Here is a 24,867-nt window from a genome sequence, read left to right as displayed (position 1 = left end):
GGGTGCGCTGGGGCGGGCGGGGTTCTGTTGCCAATGAGGAAGCAATGAATGCTGCCGCACACCTCCTCCGCGTTCTCTGCGCCTCTGCGCGAAAAGCTCTCACTTCCTCCGCGTCTCCGCGTCTCCGCGTGAATCATCCTGCTGCCTTCGCCACGCTCATCGCCGCCGCGAGATCGAGCCGGCCATCATACAAAGCCCGCCCGGTAATCACGCCCTCGACGCCATCCCGCACATGCAACGCGAGAACGTGGATCTCGGCAATGCCCTTCACCCCGCCACTAGCGATCACCGGAATGTCCACCGACCGCGCCAGATCGACCGTCGCGTCGACATTGCACCCCTTGAGCATCCCGTCGCGCCCGACATCGGTGAACAGCAACGACGCCACTCCCGCATCCTCGAACCGCCGCGCAAGATCGACGGCAGTCGTGGTCGACACGTCCGCCCAGCCCTTGGTCGCGACCATGCCGTCCTTCGCGTCGACCGCGACGACGATCCCGCCGGGAAAATCCTTCGCGACGCCGCGCACGAACTCGGGGTCCTCCAGCGCCGCCGTGCCGATCACGACGCGGGACACGCCCAGATCGAACCAGCCCTCGACGCTCGCCCGCGTCCGGATACCGCCGCCAAGCTGCACATGCCCCGGAAACTGCGCGACGATCGACCGCACCGCGTCGCCGTTGACCGAAGCCCCCGCGAACGCCCCGTCGAGATCGACCACGTGCAGATGCTCCGCACCCGCCTCGGCGAACAGCATCGCCTGCGCCGCAGGATCGTCGCCATAGACGGTCGCGCGGTCCATATCGCCCTCGGCGAGACGCACCACCTGGCCCGCCTTCAGGTCGATCGCGGGAAAGATAATCAGGCTCACGGCCGCCACTCCAGGAATCGTTCGAGCAAGGCCAGGCCATAGCGCTGGCTCTTCTCAGGATGAAACTGCACGCCGATCATCGTGTCGCGACCGATCGCCGCAGTGACCGGGCGAGCATGGTCGGTCGTCGCAAGCACGTCGGCGCTCCCAGGATCAGAGGGTTCGAACGCAAAACTATGCAGGAAATAAGCCTCGCCTGGCTCGATCAGCGGATGCGCGACGGAGGGAACGACGTCGTTCCACCCCATATGCGGCACCTTCGCCTCCATCGTCCCAGGCTCCAGCCGCCGCACGCGCCCCGAAACCCAGCCAAGCCCGGCATGCGTCCCCATCTCTTCGCCAGCCTCGGCCATCAACTGCATGCCGACGCAGATCCCGAGAAACGGCGTACCCTCATCCAGAACCCGCCGGTTCAAAGCCTCGACCATCCCCGGCACCGCGCGCAAAGCCGCCGCACAAGCGCCATACGCGCCCACCCCCGGCAACACGATCCGCTCAGCTTTCGCAACGACGTCCGCATCCGAAGTCACGACCAGATCGACACACCCCGCCGTCCGCAAAGCATTCTCGACCGAATGCAGATTCCCCGCGCCATAATCGATCAGCGCGAGCGTCACTTCAGCAGCCCGGCGATCTCGGGCAAGACCATGCTCGCCGTGAATGCAGTGATCTCAGCCGTCGCCAGCCCACCGCTCACGAAAGGATCGGTCGCGACCACCGCCTCGACCGCCGCCTTCTCCCCGCGGATCAGTATGACGCCGCCGGTACGCGGAATTTGCCGGCCCGATGCGAGAAACACGCCCTCGGCATAGCCCTTGGCGAGCCAAGCGACATGCTCCTTCATCCGCGCATCGATCGCATCCAGCGGCGCGCCATAGGTCAGCACGACCACGCACAACGGCGCGTCGGTCCGCGCAAAGGGATCGCTCACAGGATTCCCTTGGTCGACGGAATAGCGTCGGCCTTGCGTGGGTCGATCTCGATCGCGGTCCGCATCGCACGTGCGACACCCTTGAACGCCGCCTCGGCGATGTGGTGGTTGTTCGACCCGTAGAGCGTCTCGACGTGCAGCGTGATCCCCGCCGCCTGCGCGAAGCTGTGAAAGAAATGCTCGAACATCTCGGTATCCATCCCCCCGAGCCGCTTCTGCGAAAACAAATCCTTCCACACCAGCCAAGGCCGCCCGGAAATATCCAGCGCCACCCGCGTCAGCGTCTCGTCCATCGGCGACAGCGCATCGCCGTACCGCGCGATGCCGCGTTTATCGCCGAGCGCCTGCGCGAACGCCTGCCCGATCGCGATGCCGGTATCCTCGACGGTATGATGTTCGTCGATGTGCAGATCGCCCTTGGTCCGCACGCGGATGTCGATCAGCGAGTGGCGCGAGAGTTGTTCGAGCATGTGATCGAAGAAACCGACCCCGGTCTCGACGTCGTACACGCCGGTCCCATCGAGGTTCACGGTGACGTCGATCGCCGTCTCGGCGGTGGAGCGGGTGATCGTGGCGGTGCGCATGCCACCTCCCATAACGTGCGCCACGACGCATGCAATCTTGACCGGCATCCGAATGGCGCTACCCAAGGGATATGACCGATGGACTGCCCGATAGCCTGATTCCGTACGACGAGATCGTACAAGAAGCCCTGCGTGCCGTGGTCGGCCGCGTGCTCGGTTCGGTCGCGGAGGCCGGCGGGCTTCCCGGCGAGCATCATTTCTACATCACCTTCAAGACGCAGGCCCCCGGCGTCGACATCCCCAAGCGGCTGATCGAGCGCTTCCCGGACGAGATGACGATCGTCATGCAGAACCGCTACTGGGACCTCATCGTCGACGACGAGCGCTTCTCGATCGGGCTGTCGTTCAATCAGGTGCCGTCGAAGCTGGTAATCCCGTACTCGGCGATCACAGCGTTCCAGGACCCGGCGGTAAGCTTCGAACTCCGCTTCCAGGCGCAAGAAGGTGCGGAGGACGCGCTCGGCGACCACGACGAAGCGGAAAACGACGGCCCGACCGCGGTGCCGATCGAGGATGGCTCGAACGTCGTAGCCGTGGATTTCAAACGGAAGAAGTGACCCAAACTCCCTCGCCCCTACGGGGAGAGGGAAGGGGCCCGCGGCACTTGCCGTGAGAAGGGAGAGGGGAGTGAGGCTAAGGCCGCTTCCTCCCAAAACCCCTCACCCTTCCGTCGCCTGCGGCTCCTCCCTCCCTCTCCCCGAAGGGGCGAGGGACCCACGCAAGCCCCGGAAGGTTCTCCCCCTATGACCACCCGCACAGAAACCGACACGATCGGCCCGATCGAAGTCCCAGCCGCCGCATACTGGGGCGCGCAAACCGAACGCTCGATCGAAAACTTCCCCTTCGCCACACGCGAACGCATGCCGATCGAGATCGTCCACGCGCTCGCCCTCGTCAAACAAGCCGCAGCCCGCGTAAACCGCACCCACGGCCTCGACGAAACCATCGCCGCCGCGATCGACTCCGCCGCGCAGGAGGTCATCGACGGCAAGCTCGACGACCAGTTCCCGCTCGTCATCTGGCAGACCGGCAGCGGCACGCAGTCGAACATGAACGCCAACGAGGTGATCGCCGGCCGCGCGAACGAGGTCCTCACCGGCACCCGCGGCGGCAAGTCGCCGGTCCACCCCAACGACCACGTCAACATGAGCCAGTCGTCGAACGACAGCTTCCCGACCGCGCTCCACATCGCCGCCGCGATCGCCACCACTAACCGCCTGATCCCCGCGCTCGACAAGCTCCACGCCGCGCTCGATGCGAAGGCCAACGCCTGGGACGACATCGTTAAGATCGGCCGCACGCACCTACAGGACGCGACGCCGCTGACGCTCGGCCAGGAATTCTCGGGTTATGCGAACCAGCTCTACCGCTGCCGTCACCGTATCGAGCCCGCGATCAGCCACGGCATGGTCATCCTCGCGCAGGGTGGCACCGCAGTCGGCACCGGCCTCAACGCCCCCGCCGGCTTTGGCGACGCGATCGCGCACGAACTGGCGGCAATCACCGGCCTGCCGTTCGTCAGCGCGCGCAACAAATTCGAGGCACTCGCGTCGAATGACCCGCTCGTCCACCTCTCGGGCACGCTCAACACGCTGGCGGTCGCGCTGACCAAGATCGCCAACGACATTCGTCTGCTCGGCTCCGGTCCCCGCTGCGGCTTCGGCGAGATCGACCTTCCCGCGAACGAGCCCGGCAGCTCGATCATGCCGGGCAAGGTGAATCCCACCCAGTGCGAGATGCTGACGATGGTCGCCGGCCAGGTGATGGGCAATCACGTCGCGGTGACGGTCGGCGGGATGCAGGGCCACCTCGAATTGAACGTGTTCAAGCCGCTAATCGGCGCCAACGTGCTCCGCTCGATCGACCTGCTGGCGACTGCAATGGAAGGGTTCGCGGAACGCTGCGTCGACGGCATCGAACCCAATCGCGGGCGGATCGCCGAGCTGCTCGACCGCTCGCTGATGCTGGTGACGGCGCTGGCCCCCGAGATCGGCTACGACGCCGCCGCGAAGATCGCCAAATACGCGCACGCCGAAGGCCTGACGCTGAAGGAGGCGGGCCTCGCGCTCGGCCTCGTCGACGCCGAAACCTTCGACCGCGTCGTCAAACCCGAATCGATGCTCGGCCGCTGACCTCCGTTTTCCTGCGCACGCAGGAGCCCAGGGTACCAAGCGCGCCGCCCGAAACCCTGGACTCCTGCGTGCGCAGGAGAACACGTGGGCGGATGGGAACCCAATCCTCCGCCAAACGCTAACCCGCCACACGGACAGGAGAAATTACGTGGGCGCAACGACCATAGGCGCGCTGATCGGCGCAGGCATCGACTCGCTCAGCGGCGATGACGGCAACGCGGACGGCGCGATCATCGGTGCGATCACCGCCAACGTACTCAAGGTCGTCGTGCCGCTAGCCGTGACCTACGCGATCGGCTGGGCAGTGCTGCGCGGTGCAGCGGAACTCAAGGACCAGGTTTTCGGGGAGTCAGAAGCATGATCGGACGTATTATCAGTGCATTGGTCGGCCGCGAGATGGGCCGTCGCGACGGTTCGGGCGGCGCCTCGGGCGCAGTCAAGGGCGTCGTGGCGATGGGCCTGATGCGCCGTATGGGCCCGCTCGGCATGATCCTCGGCGGCGGTTATGCAGCCAAGAAGGCCTATGACCGCAACAAGGCGCGCAAGGCCGGCTATTAATCCGCCTTCGTAATACCACGCGCAGGCCGCGCATGGGTTGACGCCCATGCGCAGTCCGCGGCAAGGGCGCGCATGCCCCACACACTTCCGTCCGACCCGCATGGTTTCCGTCGTCGCGGAGTCCTGTTCGTCCTGTCCTCGCCGTCCGGCGCCGGCAAGTCGACGATCGCGCGCAGACTGCTCGCGGACGAGCACGAACTCGAGATGTCGGTCTCGGTCACGACCCGGTCGGTGCGACCCGGCGAAGTCGACGGCAAGGACTATCATTTCACCGACCTCGAAGGCTTTCGCGACATGGTCGCGAAGGACGAGTTCCTCGAATGGGCACACGTCTTCAACCACCGCTACGGCACCCCCCGCGCGCAGGTCGAGGAACTGCTCGCAGCCGGCAAGGATGTGCTCTTCGACATCGACTGGCAGGGCGCGCAACAGTTGTTCCAGATCGCCGGCGGCGACGTCGTCCGCGTCTTCATCTTCCCACCGTCGATGGAAGAACTCCATCGCCGCCTCACCAGCCGCGGCACCGATTCGGAAGAAGTGATCGAAGCCCGCATGTCGCGCGCGGCAAACGAGGTCAGCCACTGGGACGGCTATGATTACGTGCTGGTCAACGACGACGTCGACAGCTGCATCCGCGGCGTGAAGACGATCCTCGCGGCGGAACGGTTGAAGCGGTCACGCCAGACCGGGCTGATCGGCTTCATCCGCCGACTGACGCGCTAGTCCTCTCCCCTCCCTGGAAGGGAGGGGCCGGGGGTGGGTCGGCCGCTGGGGGATCGCTGCGTCAGCCAACAGGCCCACCCACCCCCAACCCCTCCCTTCCAGGGAGGGGAGCAGGTTACAGCAGCCCCAAAAACTCTACCCCAACCCCAAACTCCTTGCGCTTCAACTCGCGCAACTGAGTCGCCTGCCAGTCCTCGCCCCACATCTCGACCGACCAGTCCTCGTCGATTCCCGCCGCCGCCCAAGCCGCATCGGCATCGATCTCACCCTCGATCACCGCCAGGCCGATCACCAGCGAGCCCGTCAGCGTCACCACCGGCGACAACCCCGCCAGCCGGAAATCGTCATACGCCGCGACCGCCTCATGCAGCCGCGCGATCGTCGCTGCCGGCTGCGCGACATGCATCACGCCCGCCGTCACCGCGAACGTCACGTCATACCGCCCCCGCGCCCACGCCAGCAGCGGATCCCACGCCGCCTGCCGCTCGACCAGCAACGGCGGACCGTCGGCGCGGTAGCACAGCAGGTCGCTTTCGCCATACGCCGCCAGCCGCGCGGCAAACTGCGCAGGATCGTTCGCGATCGGATCGGTCGCCGCATTGGCCAGGCCCGTCAGCGGCATCGTCCGCGGGTCGATCGTCTCACCGACCGCACGCCATTCCTCTGCGACCGCCTCGGCCAGCGCATCGGTTGGTAGCGCGAGCGGCCGCCGCCCGGGCGTCCGCACCGGCTTGCCGTCTAGCGTCACCACCCGGTCCGCATCGATCGCGACGTCTTTCCAGAACCGCTTCACGCGTCAGGACTCCGCCAGCGATGCGCAAGACTACGCGGCACGATCGCGATCATCGCCATCGCCGACAGCACGATCGCCGTCCCGAGGATCTTGGGCCCCAGATCATGCGCGCGCGCGATCAGGATCAGCCCGAGCAACGCGCCCGCAACCCCCGCCAGCCGCACGCCGACCAGCACGAACCAGCGTCGCTGCGCCAATTTGTCGGCATCGGTCATCGTGCAGCCACCATGTGCAGCAGATCCGGCACGGCCGTCGCAACGACATCCGCACCCGCATCGGAAAGCTCGTGCACGTCGTGATACCCCCACGCGACCCCGACGGCGCGTACACCGGCCGCGCAGGCCATCGCCATGTCGAAGCTCGTATCGCCGATCATCGCGGTCGTCTCCACCCTCGCACCAGCCTCCGCGATCGCCGCGAGCAGCATCGCCGGATCGGGCTTCGACGGGTGTCGATCCGCGGTCTGCACCGTCACGAACCGATCGGTGATCCCGTGCGCCGCGAGGATATGCGCGAGACCCCGGTCCGACTTCCCCGTCGCCACGCCGAGCAGCCAGCCGTCTGCGGCGAGTGTCTCGATCACCTCGGCAATCCCCTCGAACAACGGCTCGTCGGCCAGTTCGCCACTCGCCCGCATCGCATGGAACGCGTTCTTGTAGTCGGTAGCGAGCGACCGATGCAGTGCCTCGTCCGCTGTCGGCAGCAAGACCTGCATCGCCTCGACGAGACTCAAGCCGACGATTCGCCGGATGTCCGCACGCGGCGGCGGGATCATCCCGGCGCCCTCGAACGCACGCTCGCACGCGACACAGATATTCGCCTGGCTATCGACGAGCGTCCCGTCGCAATCGAACACGGCAAGACGGATCATGAGATTTTCCAACGCATCGCCGCCTCGTAGATCACGCGTGCACGCGAGGGAACGCCAAACCGGAACGCGCGCGCCTGCGAACGGTTCGTGTCGGACACCTCTGGAGACTCAACGATGGCGCACGCACAGACCGACACCCCAAACATCTGGGCGGCCGCCGCTGTGGGCCTGGTCGCAGGCCTCGCCGCCTCGTTCGTGATGGACCGCTTCCAGGCCGGCGTCGCCGCGCTGTCCTCATCGGATAGCGATGCCGAGCCTGCGACGGAGAAGGCGGCGGACAAGGTGTCGCAGGTGCTGGTCGGCCACGACGTTCCCGACGACCGCAAGCCGTTCGCCGGACAGGTTGTGCATTATGCACTCGGGGCAGGCCTGGGGATCGCCTACGCGGTTGCGGCGGAATACCGGCCTTCGGTGACGGCAGGCTACGGCACCGCGTTCGCGGCCGCGACGACGGCGTTGCTCGACGAGGCGGCGGTGCCGGCGGCGGGTCTTGGCGATGCGCCGTGGAACACCGCGCCGACAACGCATCTGTATAGCGCGGCGTCGCATATCGTGTTCGGGACGGTAACTGAGGGTGTGCGGCGGTTGCTGCTGGGTTGGCTGAAGTAGGGCGCTAACTGCGCTCATCTGGTTCCCCCGCGAACGCGGGGGCCCAGGAACCAAGCAGCGCCGCGATCGTGGCCCCTGGACCCCCGCCTTCGCGGGGGAGCGGAATGTGCGGATAAGCTATCGCTTACCAACCACCCCACCCCGGCGAAGGCCGGGGCCCAGTTGGAAAGGCGGCAATAACGGAGCCCTGCCCTTCGTTAGCAACGTCCCCCAACTGGGCCCCGGCCTCCGCCGGGGTGGCGCAATATGGTTAGGCCTGAGCGCCCAGTCTGATCACTTCACCCTCTCCCCTCGGGGAGAGGGAAGGGGCCCGCGGCCATTTGGCCGTGGGAAGGGTGAGGGCACGTTAGGCGGCAGCCATCAATTACCGAGTCCCAGGCCCACTCCGCGGCCCAGGCTTCCCAGCCCCACCCGGACGCCCGCGCCCAGCCGGCTTGGCCCCCTCAACCCGAGGCCCGCTCCGCGGCGCCCCGAACTTCGACCCAGCCCCGGTCCGAGGCCCACTTGTCTTCGGCGCAGGCTTGCCCGTCGTTTTTTCCTCGACAATCCCACGCCCACGCCGCTCACCTTTACGGTCTTTCCGCACCGACTTCGCATGCGCCTTAGCCCGCGATTTCATCTGCTCGCGCGTCGGCGCGGTCTTCTCGTCGAGCACCAGGTCGTCGCCCAGCTTCTCTTCGAAGCCCAATTGCTTCAAGCTCTCCGCGAAATGCGTCGGCAGCTCGGCGGTCACGTCGATCGACCCGCCATCCGGATGATCCACCTTGATCCGCCGCGCGTGCAAATGCATTTTCCGCGAGATCCCGCCGGTCAGGAACGCAGCGGCCCCACCGTACTTGCCATCACCGACGATCGGGTGCCCGATCGCCGCCATGTGCACGCGCAACTGGTGAGTCCGTCCCGTGAACGGCTGTAGCTCGACCCACGCCGCACGGTTGCCCGCGCGCTCGATCACGCGGTAGCGCGTCCGCGCCGGTGCGCCCTCGGCCTCGTCGACGTGCATCTTCTCGCCGCCGGTGCCCGGCTGTTTCGCGATCGGCAGCTCGATCATGCCGTCCTCGATCGACGGCACGTCGACCACCAGCGCCCAATAGACTTTCCGCGCGGTCCGCCCCGAAAACGCCTTCGCAAAGAACGCCGCCGCCCGCGACGTCCGCGCCACCAGCAACGCGCCGCTCGTGTCCTTGTCGAGCCGGTGGACCAGCTTCGGCCGCCCTTCGTTGTCGTACTGCAGCCCATCGAGCAGCCCGTCGACATGCTGCGTCGTCTTGGTCCCGCCCTGCGTCGCCAGGCCCGGCGGCTTGTTCAGCACGAACGCCTGGAAATCCTTGTGGATGACCATGGACTGCGCAAGCTCGGTCTCCTCGTCCGACAAAATCACGCGTTCGCGGACACGCCTGGGCTTGTCCACGTCCGCGGCGGCCTTGTCGGCCTCGGGCGGCGGCACGCGGAGCATCTGGCCCGCCGCGATCCGGTCGCCCGGCGTCGCGCGCGCGCCGTCGACGCGGAGCTGCCCGGTGCGCGCCCACATCGCCACCGTCGTGAAGCTCGTCTCGGGCAGATGTCGCTTGAACCACCGGTCGAGCCGGATGCCGTCATCGTCGAACCCGACGTTGAATTCCCGAAAGCCGGAATCGCTATCGCTTTTGCCCGCAGTCATGCGACGGCCCTTACTGCGGAGAGACCCGCGAACAACGCGGCGACCGAACCGATCACCGACACCAAAACATAGCCGAACGCGACGCCGATCGCGCCTCGCTCGATCATCGTGACGACGTCCAACGAGAACGCCGAAAACGTCGTGAATCCCCCCAATACGCCCACGCCGAGCAACAGCCGCCACGTTTCCGAAGCGGTATTGCGGGCGAGTACGCCAACCAGCACCCCCATCAGCAACCCGCCGATCAAATTCACGGCAAGCGTACCAAAGGGATAGTCAGGCCCCAGCAACGACAGCATCGCGCGGCCAGTCAGATAGCGCGCGCCGGACCCGACCGCACCACCGACCATGACATAGAGAAGGGGAAGCATTCTCGCGCCCTAGCGTGAATCGGGCAAAACGGAAAGGTGCGCCGCAGTGGAGACGTGTGGCGCTCCATTGCGTTGGTTCGAGATTACCGTGCGCGCCCTATCCCAAATTGTTTCCCCGCGAAGGCGGGGACCCAGTCTGGCTCCCGCCTTCGCGGGAGAACAAGGAGGGAAGAGATGACGCCACCCCAACACGCCACCCCGCGTACCACCACCCCGGCGAAGGCCGGGGCCCAGTTGGAAAGGTGGCAATAACGAAGGACCGCGCTCAGTTAGCGACGTTCCGCAACTGGACCCCGGCCTCCGCCGGGGAGGTGAATCTCAAGCGAAGATTGTCGGGAGGCTTTCAGTAGCGCCAAACCGCTCGTCACCGCCCAGCGTTGGAAACCAGATCCACATCGCTCCCGCCACCAGCCCGCGCCGTCACGTACACCACATACGCGTCGTTCCCCCGAACCCCGCCCAGCACATGTTGCCGCCCATCCGTGCTATGCCCAGCCGAATACCCCGCCGCGGTCGCCTTCGTGAAATACCAGTCGAGCATCTTCTGCATCGGCGCAGCACTCGCAAAACTCACCACGCGCAACCGACACCCATCGCGATCCGCCCCAGCAGCCTCGGTCAACCGCGCCGCCGGATACAGCGGCAGGTCCGCCGGCAACCGGTTAGCCCACCCCGCCGAATACCCAATCTTCTGCGCGCAAACCCCGGCATCCGGCGTCGTCTGCCGCTCCGCCAGTGCCCCCAACGTCAGCGCGCCATTCGCCGACTTGCACTCCGGACAGTCATTCGACGCCGTCGGCGCGCGCTTCAGCGTCCGCGGATCGACCGGATCTGCCTTGAGCGGACCTTCCGGCGGCACCGCGCCGCTATCCGGCCGAGGCGGTGGCCGCACCGCGTCGGTATTCGACGACTGTGCCAGCCGCGGATCGACCATGATCTGCCCCCCCAGCGACGACGTCAGCGCCGGATCGCGTACTGCGCCATTGGTCAGCTCGGCATCGAGGCTGTTGAGATCCTGCTGGTCGGTCGACGACCGTCCGCACGCGGCTAGCGCGAGCGGCAAAAGGATCAGGGCGGGGCGCAAGGGAAAAGTCATCACCGCCATCCTATGCGCGAAAGGCGGTGAAGAAAGCGTTTTCCGCATGTCCCCAGTCGAGCGCGTGACGCCGATCTTGCCCGAACCCATGCGACTCGCCATGTTCACTCTATGCTGAACATCGTCTCGATCCTCATCGGCCTCGTCACCTTGGTGCTTGGCCTCGTCGCGTTCATCCCGCTGCTTGGCTGGATGAACTGGCTCGTCATCCCGATCGGCATCGTCGGGGCCGCGGTCGGCGCGCTGTCATCGAGCAGCGGCGGCCGCAACCTCAACATCGTGCTGATCATCATCTTCGCGCTCCGCCTCAGCCTCGGCGGCGGGATCATCTGACGCAAGAAGGGCCCGGCGTTTCCACCGGGCCCTCCTGATTGCGAAACCTACCTGCCGTTATGCGGCGAGGTTGTGCTCCAGCGTGATCTCGGCGTTAAGCACCTTCGACACCGGGCAGTTCGCCTTGGCATCCGCGGCGATCGCCTCGAACTCCTCCTTCGAGATGCCATCGACCTTCGCGTTCAGCGTCAGCGCCGACTTGGTGATCTTGAACCCGTCGCCATCCTTGTCGAGCGTCACCTTGGCGGACGTCTCGAGCGTGCCGGCCTCATACCCCTTGCCCGCGAGCGCGAAGCTCAGCGCCATCGTGAAGCACGACGCGTGCGCGGCCGCGATCAGCTCTTCGGGATTGGTGCCGGGCTCGTTCTCGAACCGCGTGTTGAAGCCGTACGGGCTGTCGGACAGCACGCCCGACTGCGTCGAGACATGGCCCTTGCCGCTCTTGCCGAGGCCTTCATACTTTGCCGAACCGCTGCGTGTGGTCATCGTTTTGATCCCTTATCGGACAAGAAAAAAGGCGTCGCGGTTTCCCACGACGCCTTTCCACAACGCGCAACTACCGAAATAGCGGCATTGATTTAGCCGATGAGTGTTAGCGGCAACGACGGTTGTTGTTGCTCGTGCCCTTGTCGATCGCGCGACCGGCGAGTCCACCGAGGACGGCGCCGCCCAGCGTGCCGACCGTGCGGTCGCCGCGGGTGTCGACCGTGCGGCCGAGCAGTGCGCCACCGACGCCGCCGATGATCGTGCCGGTCGTGCCGTTGTTCTTCTTGCAGTAGACGCGGCCGTCACGACCACGCCATTCGCGACGATCGCGCGCATCGGCGGCCGACACGGGAACGAGGACGGTCGGCAGGACCATTGCGCTGAGGCCCATGGCCAAAACGAACTTACGCATGATGTAACTCCCTAGTGAATTGATCTGCTGGTATAACGAAGCCGCTATAGCGCCAGTTGCATGAACCAAAAACAACACCGCGTTCATGCTGGCGTTCATCTTCGCGGCCGGCATCGGGGCGTTGCTATCAACAGCCGACGGGCATCATTCCGCGGTCCCGCTTTACGCTGGATGGCAGGCCGGTTACGCCGCCGCGATGTTGCCCGTGCCCTTGCCCGTCGAGATCCTCCCCGTCGCCGCACCGTGGTTCGACTTGGCCGGGCTTGCGGTGTTCGCCGCGTCGGGTGCGCTGGCGGCGGCGAAGCGCGGTCAGACGTTCGTGACGCTCGTGTTCTTCGGGCTGATCACCGGCGTCGGCGGCGGCACGGTGCGCGACCTGCTGATCGGCGCGCCGGTGTTCTGGGTGCACGACGCGCGCGCCGCGAGCGTGTGCCTGGGCGTAGCGCTGCTGATCTGGGTGACGCCCGAGCGATGGTGGAAGGACGAGGCGCTTGGCTGGTTCGACGCGGTCGGGCTCGCGGCGTACGCGGTGTACGGCGCGGCGAAGGCGCTCGGCTACGGCGTACCACCGGTGCCCGCGGCGCTGATGGGGGTGATGACCGCCTGCGTCGGCGGCATCATCCGCGACGTGCTGGCGGGCGAGCCGTCGATCCTAATGCGACCCGAACTGTACGTGACGGCAGCAGCGCTGGCGGCGGCGAGTTATGTCGGGCTGGTGTTGCTGGGCGTGCCGCTGGCTTTGGCGGCGGTGATCGCGGCGAGTGCAGGGTTTACACTCAGAGCTGCTGCGATCCGCTTTCATCTAGCGCTGCCTGCGTACGGTGGCCGCCGCTAACTTCGCCGACCTTTACTATGTTTCCCCGCGAAGGCGGGGACCCAGTCTGGGCTCCCGCCTTCGCGGGAGAACAAGAAGGAGAGGGCGGTCCGTTGAGCTTGAACCGACAGTTACCACTCGTCGGCCTTATCTCTGCTCATTGGAGAAAGCGCCTCCCAACACCGCCACCACCCCGGCGAAGGCCGGGGCCCAATTGGGGGACGTTGCTAACGACGGACCGCGCTACGTTACTACAACCTCACCAATTGGGCCCCGGCCTCCGCCGGGGTGGTGTGAGTGTTCGCGCGAGCCTTCTATAGTGAGGCGCGGAAGCTCTACCCCCGCACAACCCCAACATCCGCAAACCGCTTCGGCTCCACCGGCGGCACCGCCGGTTCGTTCAGCTCGCACTGCCAATGCCCGACATCGATCCATTGCCCATTCTTGTACCCGACCTCGCGGTACACCCCGGCCCGCCGAAACCCGACCGCCTCATGCAGCTTGATCGACGAATCGTTCGGCAGCGCGATCGCCCCGATCGCCTGCGTGAACCCCTGAGCCCGCAGCGTATCGATCAGCGCCTCGTACAATAGCCGCCCCGCACCCTGGCGCTGCGCCGCGTCCGCGACATAGATCGTCGTCTCGCACGCGAACCGGTACGCCTCGCGCTTGTGGAACGCGGACGCATAGGCATACGCCAGCACGCCACCCTCGGAGCCGATCGTCGCGACCAGCCACGGGTACAGCCCGTCCGACGCCGCCATCCGCGCGCGCATCTGTCGCGCATCCGGCGCCTCGGTCTCGAACGACACCGTGCCCACCAGCACGTGCGGCGCATAGATCGCTGCGATCGACGCGGCATCCTCCGGCACCGCCGCCCGGATGACGATCCCGCCGCCGTTGCCAGTTGCGGTCACAGCCATCAGAACCCGATCCGCGCCAGCAGCAGGTCGAGCAGCTTGGCATCGCCGATACCCGCACTCGTTGGCCCCATTCCGCCGCACTCGAGGCAGCGCGCCTGGATCGAGCCCGACGTCGCTAGCCGCTTCATGTCGCCGACCGCCCGCGCGAGCATCTGGCGTCGGTCCGCTGCGACGTGTGCGAACGCATCGCCGCCGCCGGCCCCGTCTGCGGCATCGTCGTCGCCGTCATTGCCCAGATCCTGCGCGATCGTCGCGAGGAAGCCCGGCTTCTTCTCCAGATACTCGGCATGCACCTTCGCCGGATCGAGCTTGGCGCGCTTGGCAGCCTCGTCGATCGCGTCCTTGAGCGTGCCGAACCGGTCGACGAGCCCAATCTGGCGCGCGGTGCCGCCGTCCCAGACGCGGCCCTGGCCGATCTCGTCGACCCGCGCCGGCGTCATCTTCCGCGATGCCGCCACGCGCGAGACGAACTGGCGATAGCCGTTCTCGATCCCCGCCTGCGCGATCGCGTCGAACATCGGCGTGGTGCCGCCGGTGATGTCGGGCTGGCCCGACAGCGGCGTGGTTTTCACGCCGTCGCTGGTCACGCCGATCTTGGCGAGCGCGTTCTCGAAGGTCGGGATCACGCCGAAGATGCCGATCGAGCCGGTGATCGTGCCGGGTTCGGCAAAGATCACGTCGGCCGGCGTCGACACCCAGTATCCACCGCTCGCGGCCAGCCCGCCCATCGACACGACGACGGGCAGCTTCTGCCGCTTGGCTTCGAGGATCGCGAGCCGGATTTGCTCCGACGCCATCACCGATCCACCCGGCGAATCGACGCGTACCACCAGCGCCTTCAGCGTCTTCTTGGCGAGCCCGTCGAGCACCGCCTTCTCGATCGTCTTGCCCGCCGCCTTGCCGGGGCCGCTCTCGCCGTCGACGATCTCGCCGGCGATCGTCAGCACGCCGATCGAATCGCCCGCGGTCGGGAGGGGGTTGGCTTTCACCCACGCGTCGTATTTGATCGCGGTGTAGTTGCCCGCCGGCTTGGTGGCATCGCTGCCGGCATATTCCGCCACGCGCCGCCCGAAACTGGTGCGATCGCCGAGCTTGTCGACGATGCCCGCGCGCAGGTTCGCCTCGGCGATGTTGCCGTTCGAGGCGAGGATGACCTTGTCGGGCGCGCTCATGAACTGCGCGATCTGCGCCTTGGGGCGTGCTTTCGCGACGGCCTCACGCCACTGCGCGAACAACGTGCCATACAGGGCGGTGCTGGCGGCGCGCGCGTCCTCGCTCTGGTCGGCGCGCGTGTAAGGCTCGACGAACGACTTGTAGCGACCGACGCGGTAGACGTGCGCGTTGACGCCGAGCTTGTCGATCAGGCCCTTGTAATAGAGCTGGTTGCCGCCCGGCCCCATGAAGATCGTGCCCCCCAGCGTGTTGACCCAGATCTCGCTCGCATTCGCCGCGAGGCGGTAGCCGCCATCGGTATACGCGGTCGCATAGGCGAGAACCGGCTTGCCGCTCGCACGCACTCGCGCCAGCGCATCGCCGACCTCGCCGAGTGCCGCAGGATAGGCCCCGCCGAAGCTGTCGAGATCGAGCACGACCACCTTCACGCGCGCATCGGTACGCGCGGTATCGATCGAGCGCACCACGTCGCGCAGGCGAAACTGCCGCGTCCGGCTCTGCCCCGACAGTGCTGCGAACGCGGCTTGCTCCTCCGGCTGCTCGACGATCGAGCCGTTGAGGTCGAGCACCAGCGCGCCGTCCTTGATCGCCGTCGTGCTCTGCCGCGCATTGAGCGCCGCGAAGATCAGCCCGAAGAACAACAGCATCGCGATCAGGACGAGCGCATCCTTGATCGCGACAAGGAACTTCCACACGCCCCGCACGAGCCGCCATTTCCGCCGCGGCGGGCGGGCAGGGTCGACATAGGAGGGGGCGTAGGACGGCGCAGCGGTATCTGTCATGGCAAGAGAGCTAGAGCAACGTGGCGCACAGGTAAATGCCCTGTATTACGCGTCCAACACAGGAAGCGTTCTAGCCCTCACATCTACCCAACCACCACGCAGTTCCCCTCCCGCTTGCGGGAGGGGTTAGGGGAGGGGAGTCCCACAAGCACCCCGCCCGGAAAGCCCCTCCCCTAACCCCTCCCGCAAGTGGAAGGGGAGCAGAAGGCAGCATGGACCCAACTCTCCTTGTTCTCCTGCGAACGCAGGAGCCCAGGATAGCAAGCACCGCCCTCCGTCACCCTGGACTCCTGCGTGCGCAGGAGAACGGCAGTGCTCGGCAGTGTGGTGGCTCACCCCCTCAGCCACGATGCCCGAATACCACGCCCGCCCGAAAAATTTCGCGCCCGGAACCTTTGACATGCCGCACCCCGAGGCACATATGCCGTCCGTTGGCACTCGATAACCTCGAGTGCCAGAAATCTGTCACAATCCAAAAGGACATGGACCCCATGAACTTTCGTCCGTTGCATGATCGCGTGCTGGTGAAGCGCCTCGAAGCCGAAGAGAAGACGGCTGGCGGCATCATCATCCCCGATACCGCCAAGGAAAAGCCGCAGGAAGGCGAAGTCGTCGCCATCGGCACCGGCACTCGCGCCGAGAACGGCACGATCACCCCGCTCGACGTCAAGACCGGCGACAAGATCCTGTTCGGCAAATGGTCAGGCACCGAGGTCAAGGTCGACGGCGAAGACCTTCTGATCATGAAGGAATCTGACATCCTCGGGATCGTCGGCTGACTTCTGCCGGGTTACTTTGGTGTAACCTTATCGTGACTTTCCAACTTATACGAAAGGGCAGCTGACATGGCTTCCAAGGACGTAAAATTCGGCCGCGACGCGCGTGAACGCATCCTCCGCGGCGTCGACATCCTCGCCGACGCGGTCAAGGTGACCTTGGGTCCCAAGGGCCGCAACGTCGTCATCGACAAGAGCTTCGGCGCACCGCGCATCACCAAGGACGGCGTCACCGTCGCCAAGGAGATCGAGCTCAAGGACAAGTTCGAGAACATGGGTGCGCAGATGCTGCGCGAAGTGGCCTCGAAGACCAACGACATCGCCGGCGACGGCACGACCACCGCGACGGTTCTCGCCCAGGCGATCGTCCGCGAGGGCATGAAGTCGGTCGCAGCGGGCATGAACCCGATGGACCTAAAGCGCGGCATCGATCTCGCCGTGATCAAGGTCGTCGAGGACGTCAAGGCGCGTTCGAAGCCGGTTTCGGGTTCGAAGGAAGTGGCGCAGGTCGGCATCATCTCGGCCAATGGCGACCGTGAAGTCGGCGAGAAGATCGCCGAAGCCATGGAGAAGGTCGGCAAGGAAGGCGTGATCACCGTCGAGGAAGCGAAGGGTCTCGAATTCGAGCTCGACGTCGTCGAGGGCATGCAGTTCGATCGCGGCTATCTGTCGCCGTACTTCATCACCAACCCCGAGAAGATGACCGTCGAGCTTCAGGATCCCTACATCCTGATCCACGAGAAGAAGCTCTCGAACCTGCAGGCGATGCTCCCGATCCTGGAAGCCGTCGTTCAGTCGGGTCGTCCGCTCCTGATCATCGCCGAGGACATCGAGGGTGAGGCTCTGGCCACGCTCGTCGTCAACAAGCTGCGCGGCGGCCTGAAGGTCGCAGCGGTCAAGGCACCGGGCTTCGGCGATCGTCGCAAGGCGATGCTCGAGGACATCGCGATCCTGACCAAGGGCGAGATGATCTCGGAAGACCTCGGCATCAAGCTCGAGACCGTTACGCTCGGCATGCTCGGCACCGCCAAGCGCGTCACGATCGACAAGGACAACACCGTCATCGTCGACGGTGCCGGCGATCACGACACGATCAAGGGCCGCACCGAAGCGATCCGCCAGCAGATCGAGAACACGACCAGCGACTACGACAAGGAGAAGCTCCAGGAGCGTCTCGCCAAGCTTGCCGGTGGCGTTGCCGTGATCAAGGTCGGTGGTTCGTCGGAAGTCGAAGTCAAGGAGCGCAAGGACCGCGTCGACGACGCCCTGCACGCAACCCGCGCAGCCGTCGAAGAAGGCATCGTCCCCGGCGGCGGTACGGCTCTGCTGTACGCAACCAAGGCGCTTGATGGCCTCGAGGGTGCGAACGACGACCAGACGCGCGGTATCGACATCGTGCGCAAGTCGCTGACGGCTCTGGTTCGCCAGATCGCGCAGAATGCCGGTCATGACGGTGCGGTTGTTTCGGGCAAGCTGCTCGACGGCAACGACTCGAACATCGGCTTCAACGCCGCGACCGACACCTACGAGAACCTGGTGGAAGCCGGCGTGATCGATCCGACCAAGGTCGTCCGCACCGCGCTGCAGAACGCAGCATCGGTCGCAGGCCTCCTGATCACGACCGAAGCGGCTGTGAGCGAAATGGCCGAAGACAAGCCCGCCATGCCCATGGGCGGCGGCGGCATGGGCGGCATGGGCGGCATGGACTTCTGATTTCGGACGGGAGGAGCGACGCTCCTCCCGACACGAAATCAGAACGGCCGGCGGGTCGGCGGCGCAAGCCACCGATCCCGTCCGACGAAAAGGGCCGGCTTCGCCGGTCCTCCGTTCCGAACAGACGACCAAAGCAAAGGGCCGGGGAGCAATCCCCGGCCCTTTGTTTGTCCGCAGACAAGTGGTAAAACACACCCATGCGGCACGATCCCCTCTACAAGAAGATCACGGTCGACGAGTTCCTCGCAATCGACTTCGGCACCGACCGCAAGTTCGAGCTGGTCGACGGTGTCATCCGCATGATGACCGGCGGCACTCCCGCCCATTCTCGGGTTGCCACCAACATCCTTGTATTCCTAGCCGGGGAGCTCCGCGGTACGGGATGCCGAGCGTACAACTCCGACATGGGTGTGCGGGTCAATGACACCGATCTGCGCTACCCCGACGTCAGCGTCTTCTGCGGCAATCCGGCAACTCGCGAACGCGAAGAACAGCGCGTATTCAACGACCCCAGGATAATCTTCGAAGTCCTCTCCGGCTCGACCGCGAAAATAGATCAAGGCGCAAAGCTCGCCGAATACCGCGAACTCGCATCGGTCGACACGATCGTTTTCGCCGACCCCGAGAACGAACTGACCCGCGTCGTCCAGCGTCTCGGACCAACGACATGGCGCGACGACATGTTCGCCCAGCCGCACGACGTGGTCTTGCCGTCACTAAACCTGACGATCCCCCACACCGAAATCTTCGCTCGCGACTAAACTCGCTACTTGGCCACCGCCCCGTCCGCCGCAATCTGGTCCAGCGCACGCCACACCACCGGTGCGATGTGGCTCAAGTCGAAGCTGTGATACGCCTCGCCATCGATCGGCACGACCAACGCCTTGCCACCAGCCGCCGCGCGCAACCGCTCCGCCGCGGCGAACGGCACGACTTCGTCCTTGCGGCCGTGCATCAGCAGCACCGGCATCGTCACGCGACGGATAGCCGCAACATTGTCGAACGCCGCTGCATATAGGCCACGCTCCAGGCCGGGCACGAACCGCGCGAAAGAGTCGAACGCGCCGAGCGTCACAACTCCGTCGACGCTCGTTCCAGTCGATAGATCCGCGGCCACGTGCAGCGCCACTGCTGCGCCAAGTCCGTCGCCAAACAGGAACCGCTTGCCGCCTGGCACCAGCCGCTTCGCCAGATCCACGAACGCACGGCCGTCCTGGTACAATCCGCGTTCGTCCGGAACGCCCGGATTGTCCCTATAGCCGCGATACGACGCGACGAGCACGCCGCGGCCGTCACGCGCGAAGGCCTGCGCTGCCTTCGCCGAGATGTCGCGATTGCCCGCGCGTCCTGGAACGTAGATCAGCACCGCGCCGCCCGGTGTTTCCGGCGGCCAGAACCAGCCCTGCAAATGAACTCCGTCAGCCGCGATTGCTTCGACTAGCCTCGGCGTCCGTCCGGTCCATGTCGGCGTCGCCGCGAGCGGGGCAGGCTGGTACAGCGAACGGCCAACCGGATTGACGCAACCGGTGAGCATCGTGGACAGTATTGCCGCCGCAATCAGTGGAAATCCGCCCCGCCTCAGTCGTTGCTTTTCCCCCACGCGCAGGCCCAGCCTGGCGTTTGCCGCAGCATCGATCATCGCACCCTCTCTATTTGGGCCGATACTAGGATCTGTCCGTCGACTGGGCTCCAGAAATTCTTTCCAATTCAGAGGTTTGTAATTCAGTTTCCTCCGCTCTCACGCGGAAGGTGCAACCGTCATGGGTTCCCGCTACCATCGCGGCATGACCGCAGGACGCATCGATCAGTTGACCGAAGCCCAACGCGCCTGTCTCCGGCTCGTACTGACACATCACAACTCGAAGGAGATCGCGCTGATCGTCGGCGTATCGCCGTCCGCGATCGACAAGCGGATCGAGCGTGCGATCCAGATCCTCGGCGTCGGCACGCGGTTCGAGGCGGCCCGTCGGTTGCAGGACCACGAGCGCGGCGGGGCCGAAGACGCCCTGCTCGTCCGCGACCGCCTTCCGTCCTACCCCGACGCCCGTGCCGAGCCAGCATCACCGTCCGACCCGGCCGCCGCATACGAACGGCTACCATCCGAACCACTCGACGTTCCCCCCGGCCCCTCCAAGCCTGCAAGCAGTGATCAGAGCGAGCCGCGGGGGTTTGTTCGCCGCTTCCTCGGGCTATCCGGTGGCAGCGGATCGACGGGGGTGGCGCGCAACCGGTTTTCGATCGGCGACAGGATATTTCGACTGCTCGCACTCATGGGGCTGATTGCCGTCACGTCGATGGCGGTCGTCAACATGGCGATGACGTTGACGACGCTGTTACGATCGAACCGAGACCAGAGCGCTCCCGTACACGGCACCGCAACGTCGGTGCCTAGGGGAGGAATTTCGATGTTGAAAGAACGCCGCCGCGCTGCCGACAGGGTAGCCAATGACTTTCTCGAAGCAGAGGCCGCGGTCGACAAGGCGGCGATGCTCACCGCTTCGTGCATGGCGACACTGATGCAGCAACGCGTCGCTGCGAACCTGCCGCTCGGCACCGGCGCCGCCGCGTTGCAGATGGTATCGCAGGCGTCGTTCGAGATGGTCGCCGTCCGGCAGCGCTTCATCGAAGCGCACCGTGCGCTGGTCGACGTCCGTACCGAGATCGGTCTCGGCCAGTTCTACGGCTACGGCGATACCGCGGAATGCCCGCCGAACGAGGGCGCGCTGCGGCTTGCAACCGACTTCGACGCCCCGGTCCATCTGGCCGCGGTCGCCTGAACGACCGACTACGGTCCTGCGGAGGTAAGAGTTGGATCGGGTCTGGGTGTTCTACGCGATACAGTTGACCGCGTCCGGCTATGCGCTCCTGCGGGGCGGGGCACCGGAGCGGTTGACGGGCCTGGCCTTGTTGCTGGCGGCGCTTTCCACCAGCGTCATCCAGCGCGACATCCCGGTATTGTTCGCCGGGATGGAGGTCGGTGTCATGGTCGTCGACCTGATCCTGCTTGTCGTGATGATCATGATCACGTTGCATGCCGATCGCTTCTGGCCAGCCTGGGTCACCGCGCTCCACGCATTGGGGACGGGGGCTCATCTGGCCAAGGCGATCAGCCCTGACGTCATCCGGCTCGTCTATGCCGTCCTCTCTGCCGTCTGGAGTTATCCCATCGTTCTGCTTCTCGTGATCGGGACGGTCAGGCATTCGCGGCGGATCCAGGCGCAGGGCTGGGATCTCGACTGGAGCCGTCAGGACCGCACGATCCGATAAGCGAATTCGGAAGACGTTTATGACTTACGCACTTGCCATGGCGCCAATTAATATCGCCAAGCGCGCGACGCCGTTCGCCGTATCGGATACCGTTCTGGTCGATATGGCCCGGCGACTGTACGAACTCCGCAAGGTCCGGGATGCGATGCTCGGCGATGCACTGTTCTCGGAACCTGCCTGGGACATCCTGCTCGACCTGTTCATCTCGGAACACGAGCAGCGCCGGCTGAGCGTCTCGGCGGTCTGCATCGGCGCACGCGCGCCGTCGGCCACCGCGCTACGCTATCTGACGATGTTACAGGATGCCGACCTGGTCGAACGCATTCGCGACGCCCGCGACGGCCGCCGATCGCATGTCCAACTCACCGCACTTGGTAGATTGCGCATGGCGAACCTGCTGAGTCGCCTGATCGACGCGTAGCCGGGCAGAAGAACGCGAAGGGCAGGTCGCCTTTAAACAGGCGGAACCCGCCCTTCGTCGGGCCCTAGCGTGCTGCCGCCGGATCGCGCGGCGTCACGATCTTCACCAGCGTATTGACCGCCTGGCGGGTCGGCAGGGGGCCGGACGTGGTCAATGTCTTCGCCGCATCGTTCCAACGAAGAACAGCGCTAGATCCGCTGCCCTTCTTGTAACCATTGGTCACGCCGTCATCGTCGTACAGCGTGAAGCTCGCGTCGCGGCCGGGATAGACCCTGATCGTCTCGAGCGCCTGCTTCGTCGCGGTGCTGGGCACTTGCACGCCCATCGGCACGATCGAACCCGCGCGGACGAACAGCGGAATGCGGTCGATCGGCGCTGCGGCCACGATCGTCTGACCACCGGCAAACCGCTGATCCGTCCAATAATCGTACCATTCCGACCCGGCCGGCAGGTAGACCTTGCGGCTGGTGGCGCCCTGTTCCGTGACCGGTGCTACCAGGAAGGCCGGGCCGAACATATATTCGTCGCCGATCGTCGCGACGGCGGGGTCGTTCGGGAAGTCCATGAACAGCGCGCGCATGAACGGCGCGCCCGTCTTGTAGGTCTGATAGCCGAGCGAATAGAGATACGGGATCAGCGCATATCGCAGCTTCAGGAAGCCCGCGAGCACCGGTTCGGCCGCCGCACCATAATCCCATATCGCCGTCGCCGGACGCTGGCCGTGAATGCGCAGCGTCGGCGTGAAGCTGTTATACGCGAACCAGCGCGTGAACAGTTCGGGATAGTCGGTGTAGCTCGGCGACATCGCGGTCGCACCCGCCGGATCGAGCAACGGCGCATGTTCCGCCTTCGGCCCGTTCGGATACTGCCAGCCGCCGGTGTCGCTGCCCCAATACGCCATGCCGGTCGCGGTAAAGCCGAGCCCTGCAGGAACCTGGCGGTGCAAAGTTTCCCAGTTCGCCTGCACGTCCGACGACCAGAACAGCGCGCCGTTGCGCTGCGTCCCAAGATAGGCGGCTCGGGCGAGGATCAGGTTGCGGAAGTCCGGCCGGTCGCGCGCGGACCCTTCCGCGACGCTGTTGGTGTGCACCAGCGGATAGAGGTTGTGATACCGGTCGCCCGACCCGATCGAGAAGAAATTGCCGTCCGGCACGAGATCCGGCTCGGTCTCGTCGAGCCAAAACCAGTCGAAGCCCTGGCTCGCGATATTGTCGCGGATCCGGTCCCAGAACCAACCGCGCGCATCAGGATTGGTCGAATCGAGCAGCGCGCCGGCGCGGTCCGAACGGATCGGCAGGCCGTCTACTACACCGCCGTCCTTGTCCTTCAGCAGCCACCCCTTGGTGCCCAGGAAATTGAAATAGCGCGATTCCTTCTCGAACCGCGGCCACACGCTGATGATCGAGTGCATCCCCATGCCCTTGAGCGTGTCGTTCATGCCCTTGGGATCGGGGAAATAGGTGCGGTCGATGTCGAGTTGGCCCATTCGCGTCCAGTAGAACCAGTCGAGCACCATCACGTCGAGCGGCAGACCGCGCTTCCGGTAGCCGCTGGCGACACCGAGCAGTTCGGCCTGCGTCTCGTAGCGCGCCTTCGACTGGATCAGCCCGAATGCGGCTTTCGGTGGCAGCGGCGTCGCGCCGGTCAGCTTGGCATAACCGGCATAAAGTTCGTCGGTGGTGGTGCCGGTGATGACGAAGAACGACACGCGCTCGCCGACGTTCGACTGCCAGTGCGTCGAGTTCGACAGGCCGGGGGAGACGGTGGTCGCCGATGGATTGTCCCAGACGATGCCGTAGCCCTTGTTGGTGACCATGAACGGCACGCACACCGTTTCGCCCGCCGGCGCGTCGTAGTTATGGCGGCAGTCGATCGTCCGACCCTTGAGATCGAGCACGCCTTCCTGGTTCTGGCCGAGCCCGTAGTAATGCTCGTTCGGCTGCACGGCGAAGCTTGCACCGACGCGGAAGGTCTTCTCGCCGTTGACGGTCTGCGGCGACATTTCCCAGCCGGTCATCTCGGCGATCACCGAACCATCGGGCTTGCGCACGGCGATGGACACGGGTGGCAGCGACGGCGCGAAATAGCGTTGCATCTGCGACGGTGCCTTGGGCCAGGGCTGTGCCTTTACGGTCAACGCCATCGCGCTGGAGGCGAACACGTCGCCGCTTGCGTCGGTGCGATGCGTCCAGCCGGTCGCGTCCGCCTTCGCGTCGGGGCCTTCGCCTGGTGGCGCGTCGGCCAGCGCGCGATCGAGTGAAATGGTGACCCGGACGATGTTCGGCGCATACGGCTCGATCGCGACAAGGCTTCCGTTCCGGTCGAGCGTCGCGAGCGGATCGGCCTTTGCCTGCATCATGAATGTCGACGTCAGGCACGTGCCGATCAACAGGAGGCGCGCGGCAGAAGGGAGGGTCGGCATAGTATCGTATCTTCCGTAAGCTCAGGCCGCGCGGCGCCGTGTTCACCCGCAAGCATGCTCGGCTTGCAGTCGGAATGCCAGATATCACATGGTCGTAAATCGGCTCGGGATGCGCGAACGGACAGGGGGAAATGTGACCGGTTCGG

30 protein-coding genes are annotated in these 24,867 nt (G+C 65.6%); 14 read left to right on the top strand and 16 right to left on the bottom strand.

Annotated elements, in window-relative coordinates:
• Window positions 1-133 precede the first annotated feature (133 nt).
• The 4 genes from hisA to hisB are packed head-to-tail and all read right to left on the bottom strand — an operon-like array spanning window position 134 to window position 2,386.
• Entirely contained in the window at window positions 134-871 is a 738-nt protein-coding gene (hisA, locus tag ASE69_RS18450; RefSeq protein ID WP_056490314.1) for a 1-(5-phosphoribosyl)-5-[(5-phosphoribosylamino)methylideneamino]imidazole-4-carboxamide isomerase, read from the bottom strand.
• Window positions 868-1,488 (bottom strand): imidazole glycerol phosphate synthase subunit HisH, encoded by a 621-nt coding sequence (hisH, locus tag ASE69_RS18445; RefSeq protein ID WP_056489750.1) that lies wholly within the window; start codon window positions 1,486-1,488, stop codon window positions 868-870. Before hisH ends, hisA begins: the two co-directional genes overlap by 4 nt.
• Complete coding sequence (locus ASE69_RS18440) at window positions 1,485-1,802, bottom strand: YciI family protein (protein WP_056489748.1); 318 nt, start codon at window positions 1,800-1,802, stop codon at window positions 1,485-1,487. The genes hisH and ASE69_RS18440 overlap by 4 nt, the downstream gene beginning before the upstream one ends.
• Window positions 1,799-2,386 (bottom strand): imidazoleglycerol-phosphate dehydratase HisB, encoded by a 588-nt coding sequence (gene hisB / locus ASE69_RS18435; protein WP_056489746.1) that lies wholly within the window; start codon window positions 2,384-2,386, stop codon window positions 1,799-1,801. Before hisB ends, ASE69_RS18440 begins: the two co-directional genes overlap by 4 nt.
• 71 nt (window positions 2,387-2,457) lie before the next feature.
• Here hisB and ASE69_RS18430 point away from each other — a divergent pair, with 71 nt between their 5' ends.
• The 5 genes from ASE69_RS18430 (at window position 2,458) to gmk (ending at window position 5,799) form a co-directional block, all read left to right on the top strand.
• A complete protein-coding gene (locus ASE69_RS18430; RefSeq protein ID WP_056489744.1) occupies window positions 2,458-2,943 on the top strand; it encodes an SspB family protein in 486 nt (161 codons plus the stop codon).
• Window positions 2,944-3,129: 186 nt separating this feature from the next.
• On the top strand, window positions 3,130-4,518 hold the full coding sequence (gene fumC / locus ASE69_RS18425; protein ID WP_056489742.1) for a class II fumarate hydratase: 1,389 nt from the start codon (window positions 3,130-3,132) through the stop codon (window positions 4,516-4,518).
• 148 nt (window positions 4,519-4,666) lie between these two features.
• A complete protein-coding gene (locus tag ASE69_RS18420) occupies window positions 4,667-4,879 on the top strand; it encodes a hypothetical protein (protein WP_056489740.1) in 213 nt (70 codons plus the stop codon).
• The gene (locus tag ASE69_RS18415; RefSeq protein ID WP_056052077.1) at window positions 4,876-5,076 is read left to right on the top strand and encodes a hypothetical protein; all 201 of its coding nucleotides are present in this window, start codon (window positions 4,876-4,878) and stop codon (window positions 5,074-5,076) included. Before ASE69_RS18420 ends, ASE69_RS18415 begins: the two co-directional genes overlap by 4 nt.
• 72 nt (window positions 5,077-5,148) lie before the next feature.
• Window positions 5,149-5,799 (top strand): guanylate kinase, encoded by a 651-nt coding sequence (gene gmk / locus ASE69_RS18410; RefSeq protein ID WP_056489738.1) that lies wholly within the window; start codon window positions 5,149-5,151, stop codon window positions 5,797-5,799.
• A 115-nt stretch (window positions 5,800-5,914) separates the two neighbouring features.
• Here gmk and ASE69_RS18405 read toward each other — a convergent pair whose 3' ends face one another.
• From ASE69_RS18405 to ASE69_RS18395, 3 genes are read right to left on the bottom strand one after another with little or no spacing between them, the layout of a single operon-like run.
• Window positions 5,915-6,592: an ATP12 family chaperone protein gene (locus ASE69_RS18405; protein WP_056489737.1), complete on the bottom strand. Its 678-nt coding sequence runs from the start codon at window positions 6,590-6,592 to the stop codon at window positions 5,915-5,917.
• Complete coding sequence (locus ASE69_RS18400; protein WP_056489735.1) at window positions 6,589-6,807, bottom strand: hypothetical protein; 219 nt, start codon at window positions 6,805-6,807, stop codon at window positions 6,589-6,591. Before ASE69_RS18400 ends, ASE69_RS18405 begins: the two co-directional genes overlap by 4 nt.
• Complete coding sequence (locus tag ASE69_RS18395; RefSeq protein ID WP_056489732.1) at window positions 6,804-7,463, bottom strand: HAD-IA family hydrolase; 660 nt, start codon at window positions 7,461-7,463, stop codon at window positions 6,804-6,806. The genes ASE69_RS18400 and ASE69_RS18395 overlap by 4 nt, the downstream gene beginning before the upstream one ends.
• Before the next feature lie 114 nt (window positions 7,464-7,577).
• On the opposite strand from ASE69_RS18395, the gene ASE69_RS18390 reads away from it, so the two are divergent.
• Window positions 7,578-8,072: a DUF1440 domain-containing protein gene (locus ASE69_RS18390; protein ID WP_056489730.1), complete on the top strand. Its 495-nt coding sequence runs from the start codon at window positions 7,578-7,580 to the stop codon at window positions 8,070-8,072.
• 364 nt (window positions 8,073-8,436) lie between these two features.
• Here ASE69_RS18390 and ASE69_RS18385 read toward each other — a convergent pair whose 3' ends face one another.
• From ASE69_RS18385 to ASE69_RS18375, 3 genes are all read right to left on the bottom strand, one after another.
• Window positions 8,437-9,732: an RluA family pseudouridine synthase gene (locus tag ASE69_RS18385; protein WP_082453234.1), complete on the bottom strand. Its 1,296-nt coding sequence runs from the start codon at window positions 9,730-9,732 to the stop codon at window positions 8,437-8,439.
• Window positions 9,729-10,103 (bottom strand): fluoride efflux transporter CrcB, encoded by a 375-nt coding sequence (gene crcB / locus ASE69_RS18380; protein ID WP_056489728.1) that lies wholly within the window; start codon window positions 10,101-10,103, stop codon window positions 9,729-9,731. Before crcB ends, ASE69_RS18385 begins: the two co-directional genes overlap by 4 nt.
• 364 nt (window positions 10,104-10,467) lie before the next feature.
• Entirely contained in the window at window positions 10,468-11,199 is a 732-nt protein-coding gene (locus tag ASE69_RS18375) for a hypothetical protein (protein ID WP_156362404.1), read from the bottom strand.
• A 111-nt stretch (window positions 11,200-11,310) separates the two neighbouring features.
• Between ASE69_RS18375 and ASE69_RS18370 the strand changes: the two genes are divergently transcribed.
• Window positions 11,311-11,532, top strand: coding sequence for a hypothetical protein (locus ASE69_RS18370; protein WP_056052052.1), 222 nt, complete (start codon window positions 11,311-11,313; stop codon window positions 11,530-11,532).
• A gap of 57 nt (window positions 11,533-11,589) precedes the next feature.
• Here the strand turns inward: ASE69_RS18370 and ASE69_RS18365 are convergent, their stop codons facing one another.
• Window positions 11,590-12,018 (bottom strand): OsmC family protein, encoded by a 429-nt coding sequence (locus ASE69_RS18365; RefSeq protein ID WP_056065668.1) that lies wholly within the window; start codon window positions 12,016-12,018, stop codon window positions 11,590-11,592.
• A gap of 106 nt (window positions 12,019-12,124) precedes the next feature.
• The gene (locus ASE69_RS18360; protein WP_056489725.1) at window positions 12,125-12,430 is read right to left on the bottom strand and encodes a glycine zipper 2TM domain-containing protein; all 306 of its coding nucleotides are present in this window, start codon (window positions 12,428-12,430) and stop codon (window positions 12,125-12,127) included.
• Window positions 12,431-12,626: 196 nt separating this feature from the next.
• Here ASE69_RS18360 and ASE69_RS18355 point away from each other — a divergent pair, with 196 nt between their 5' ends.
• Window positions 12,627-13,265 carry a trimeric intracellular cation channel family protein gene (locus ASE69_RS18355; RefSeq protein ID WP_056066054.1) on the top strand — a complete coding sequence of 213 codons (639 nt, stop codon included), beginning with the start codon at window positions 12,627-12,629 and terminating at the stop codon, window positions 13,263-13,265.
• A 314-nt stretch (window positions 13,266-13,579) separates the two neighbouring features.
• Here ASE69_RS18355 and ASE69_RS18350 read toward each other — a convergent pair whose 3' ends face one another.
• Together ASE69_RS18350 and sppA are read right to left on the bottom strand one after the other, a co-directional pair.
• Window positions 13,580-14,167, bottom strand: a complete 588-nt coding sequence (locus ASE69_RS18350; protein WP_056489723.1) for a GNAT family N-acetyltransferase — start codon at window positions 14,165-14,167, stop codon at window positions 13,580-13,582.
• Window positions 14,167-16,122, bottom strand: a complete 1,956-nt coding sequence (sppA, locus tag ASE69_RS18345; RefSeq protein WP_082453233.1) for a signal peptide peptidase SppA — start codon at window positions 16,120-16,122, stop codon at window positions 14,167-14,169. The genes ASE69_RS18350 and sppA overlap by 1 nt, the downstream gene beginning before the upstream one ends.
• 491 nt (window positions 16,123-16,613) lie before the next feature.
• On the opposite strand from sppA, the gene groES reads away from it, so the two are divergent.
• The 3 genes from groES (at window position 16,614) to ASE69_RS18330 (ending at window position 19,372) form a co-directional block, all read left to right on the top strand.
• Window positions 16,614-16,901 carry a co-chaperone GroES gene (gene groES / locus ASE69_RS18340; protein ID WP_056052039.1) on the top strand — a complete coding sequence of 96 codons (288 nt, stop codon included), beginning with the start codon at window positions 16,614-16,616 and terminating at the stop codon, window positions 16,899-16,901.
• Between the two features lie 66 nt (window positions 16,902-16,967).
• A complete protein-coding gene (gene groL / locus ASE69_RS18335; protein WP_056052034.1) occupies window positions 16,968-18,611 on the top strand; it encodes a chaperonin GroEL in 1,644 nt (547 codons plus the stop codon).
• A 197-nt stretch (window positions 18,612-18,808) separates the two neighbouring features.
• On the top strand, window positions 18,809-19,372 hold the full coding sequence (locus ASE69_RS18330; protein WP_056489721.1) for a Uma2 family endonuclease: 564 nt from the start codon (window positions 18,809-18,811) through the stop codon (window positions 19,370-19,372).
• Window positions 19,373-19,377: 5 nt separating this feature from the next.
• On the opposite strand, the gene ASE69_RS18325 is transcribed toward ASE69_RS18330, so the two are convergent.
• Window positions 19,378-20,145 carry an alpha/beta hydrolase gene (locus ASE69_RS18325; protein WP_056489719.1) on the bottom strand — a complete coding sequence of 256 codons (768 nt, stop codon included), beginning with the start codon at window positions 20,143-20,145 and terminating at the stop codon, window positions 19,378-19,380.
• Between the two features lie 250 nt (window positions 20,146-20,395).
• Between ASE69_RS18325 and ASE69_RS18320 the strand changes: the two genes are divergently transcribed.
• The 3 genes from ASE69_RS18320 to ASE69_RS18310 are packed head-to-tail and all read left to right on the top strand — an operon-like array spanning window position 20,396 to window position 22,299.
• Window positions 20,396-21,388, top strand: coding sequence for a sigma factor-like helix-turn-helix DNA-binding protein (locus ASE69_RS18320; protein WP_056489718.1), 993 nt, complete (start codon window positions 20,396-20,398; stop codon window positions 21,386-21,388).
• 31 nt (window positions 21,389-21,419) lie between these two features.
• The gene (locus ASE69_RS18315) at window positions 21,420-21,878 is read left to right on the top strand and encodes a hypothetical protein (RefSeq protein ID WP_132833631.1); all 459 of its coding nucleotides are present in this window, start codon (window positions 21,420-21,422) and stop codon (window positions 21,876-21,878) included.
• A gap of 19 nt (window positions 21,879-21,897) precedes the next feature.
• A complete protein-coding gene (locus ASE69_RS18310; RefSeq protein ID WP_082453232.1) occupies window positions 21,898-22,299 on the top strand; it encodes a winged helix DNA-binding protein in 402 nt (133 codons plus the stop codon).
• A gap of 64 nt (window positions 22,300-22,363) precedes the next feature.
• On the opposite strand, the gene ASE69_RS18305 is transcribed toward ASE69_RS18310, so the two are convergent.
• Entirely contained in the window at window positions 22,364-24,658 is a 2,295-nt protein-coding gene (locus tag ASE69_RS18305) for a TIM-barrel domain-containing protein (RefSeq protein WP_235518995.1), read from the bottom strand.
• Between the last annotated feature and the right edge of the window lie 209 nt (window positions 24,659-24,867).

Origin of the sequence: Sphingomonas sp. Leaf208, assembly GCF_001421415.1 — a bacterium.
Lineage (GTDB): Bacteria > Pseudomonadota > Alphaproteobacteria > Sphingomonadales > Sphingomonadaceae > Sphingomonas.
This window is presented reverse-complemented; position numbering and strand designations above follow the sequence as displayed.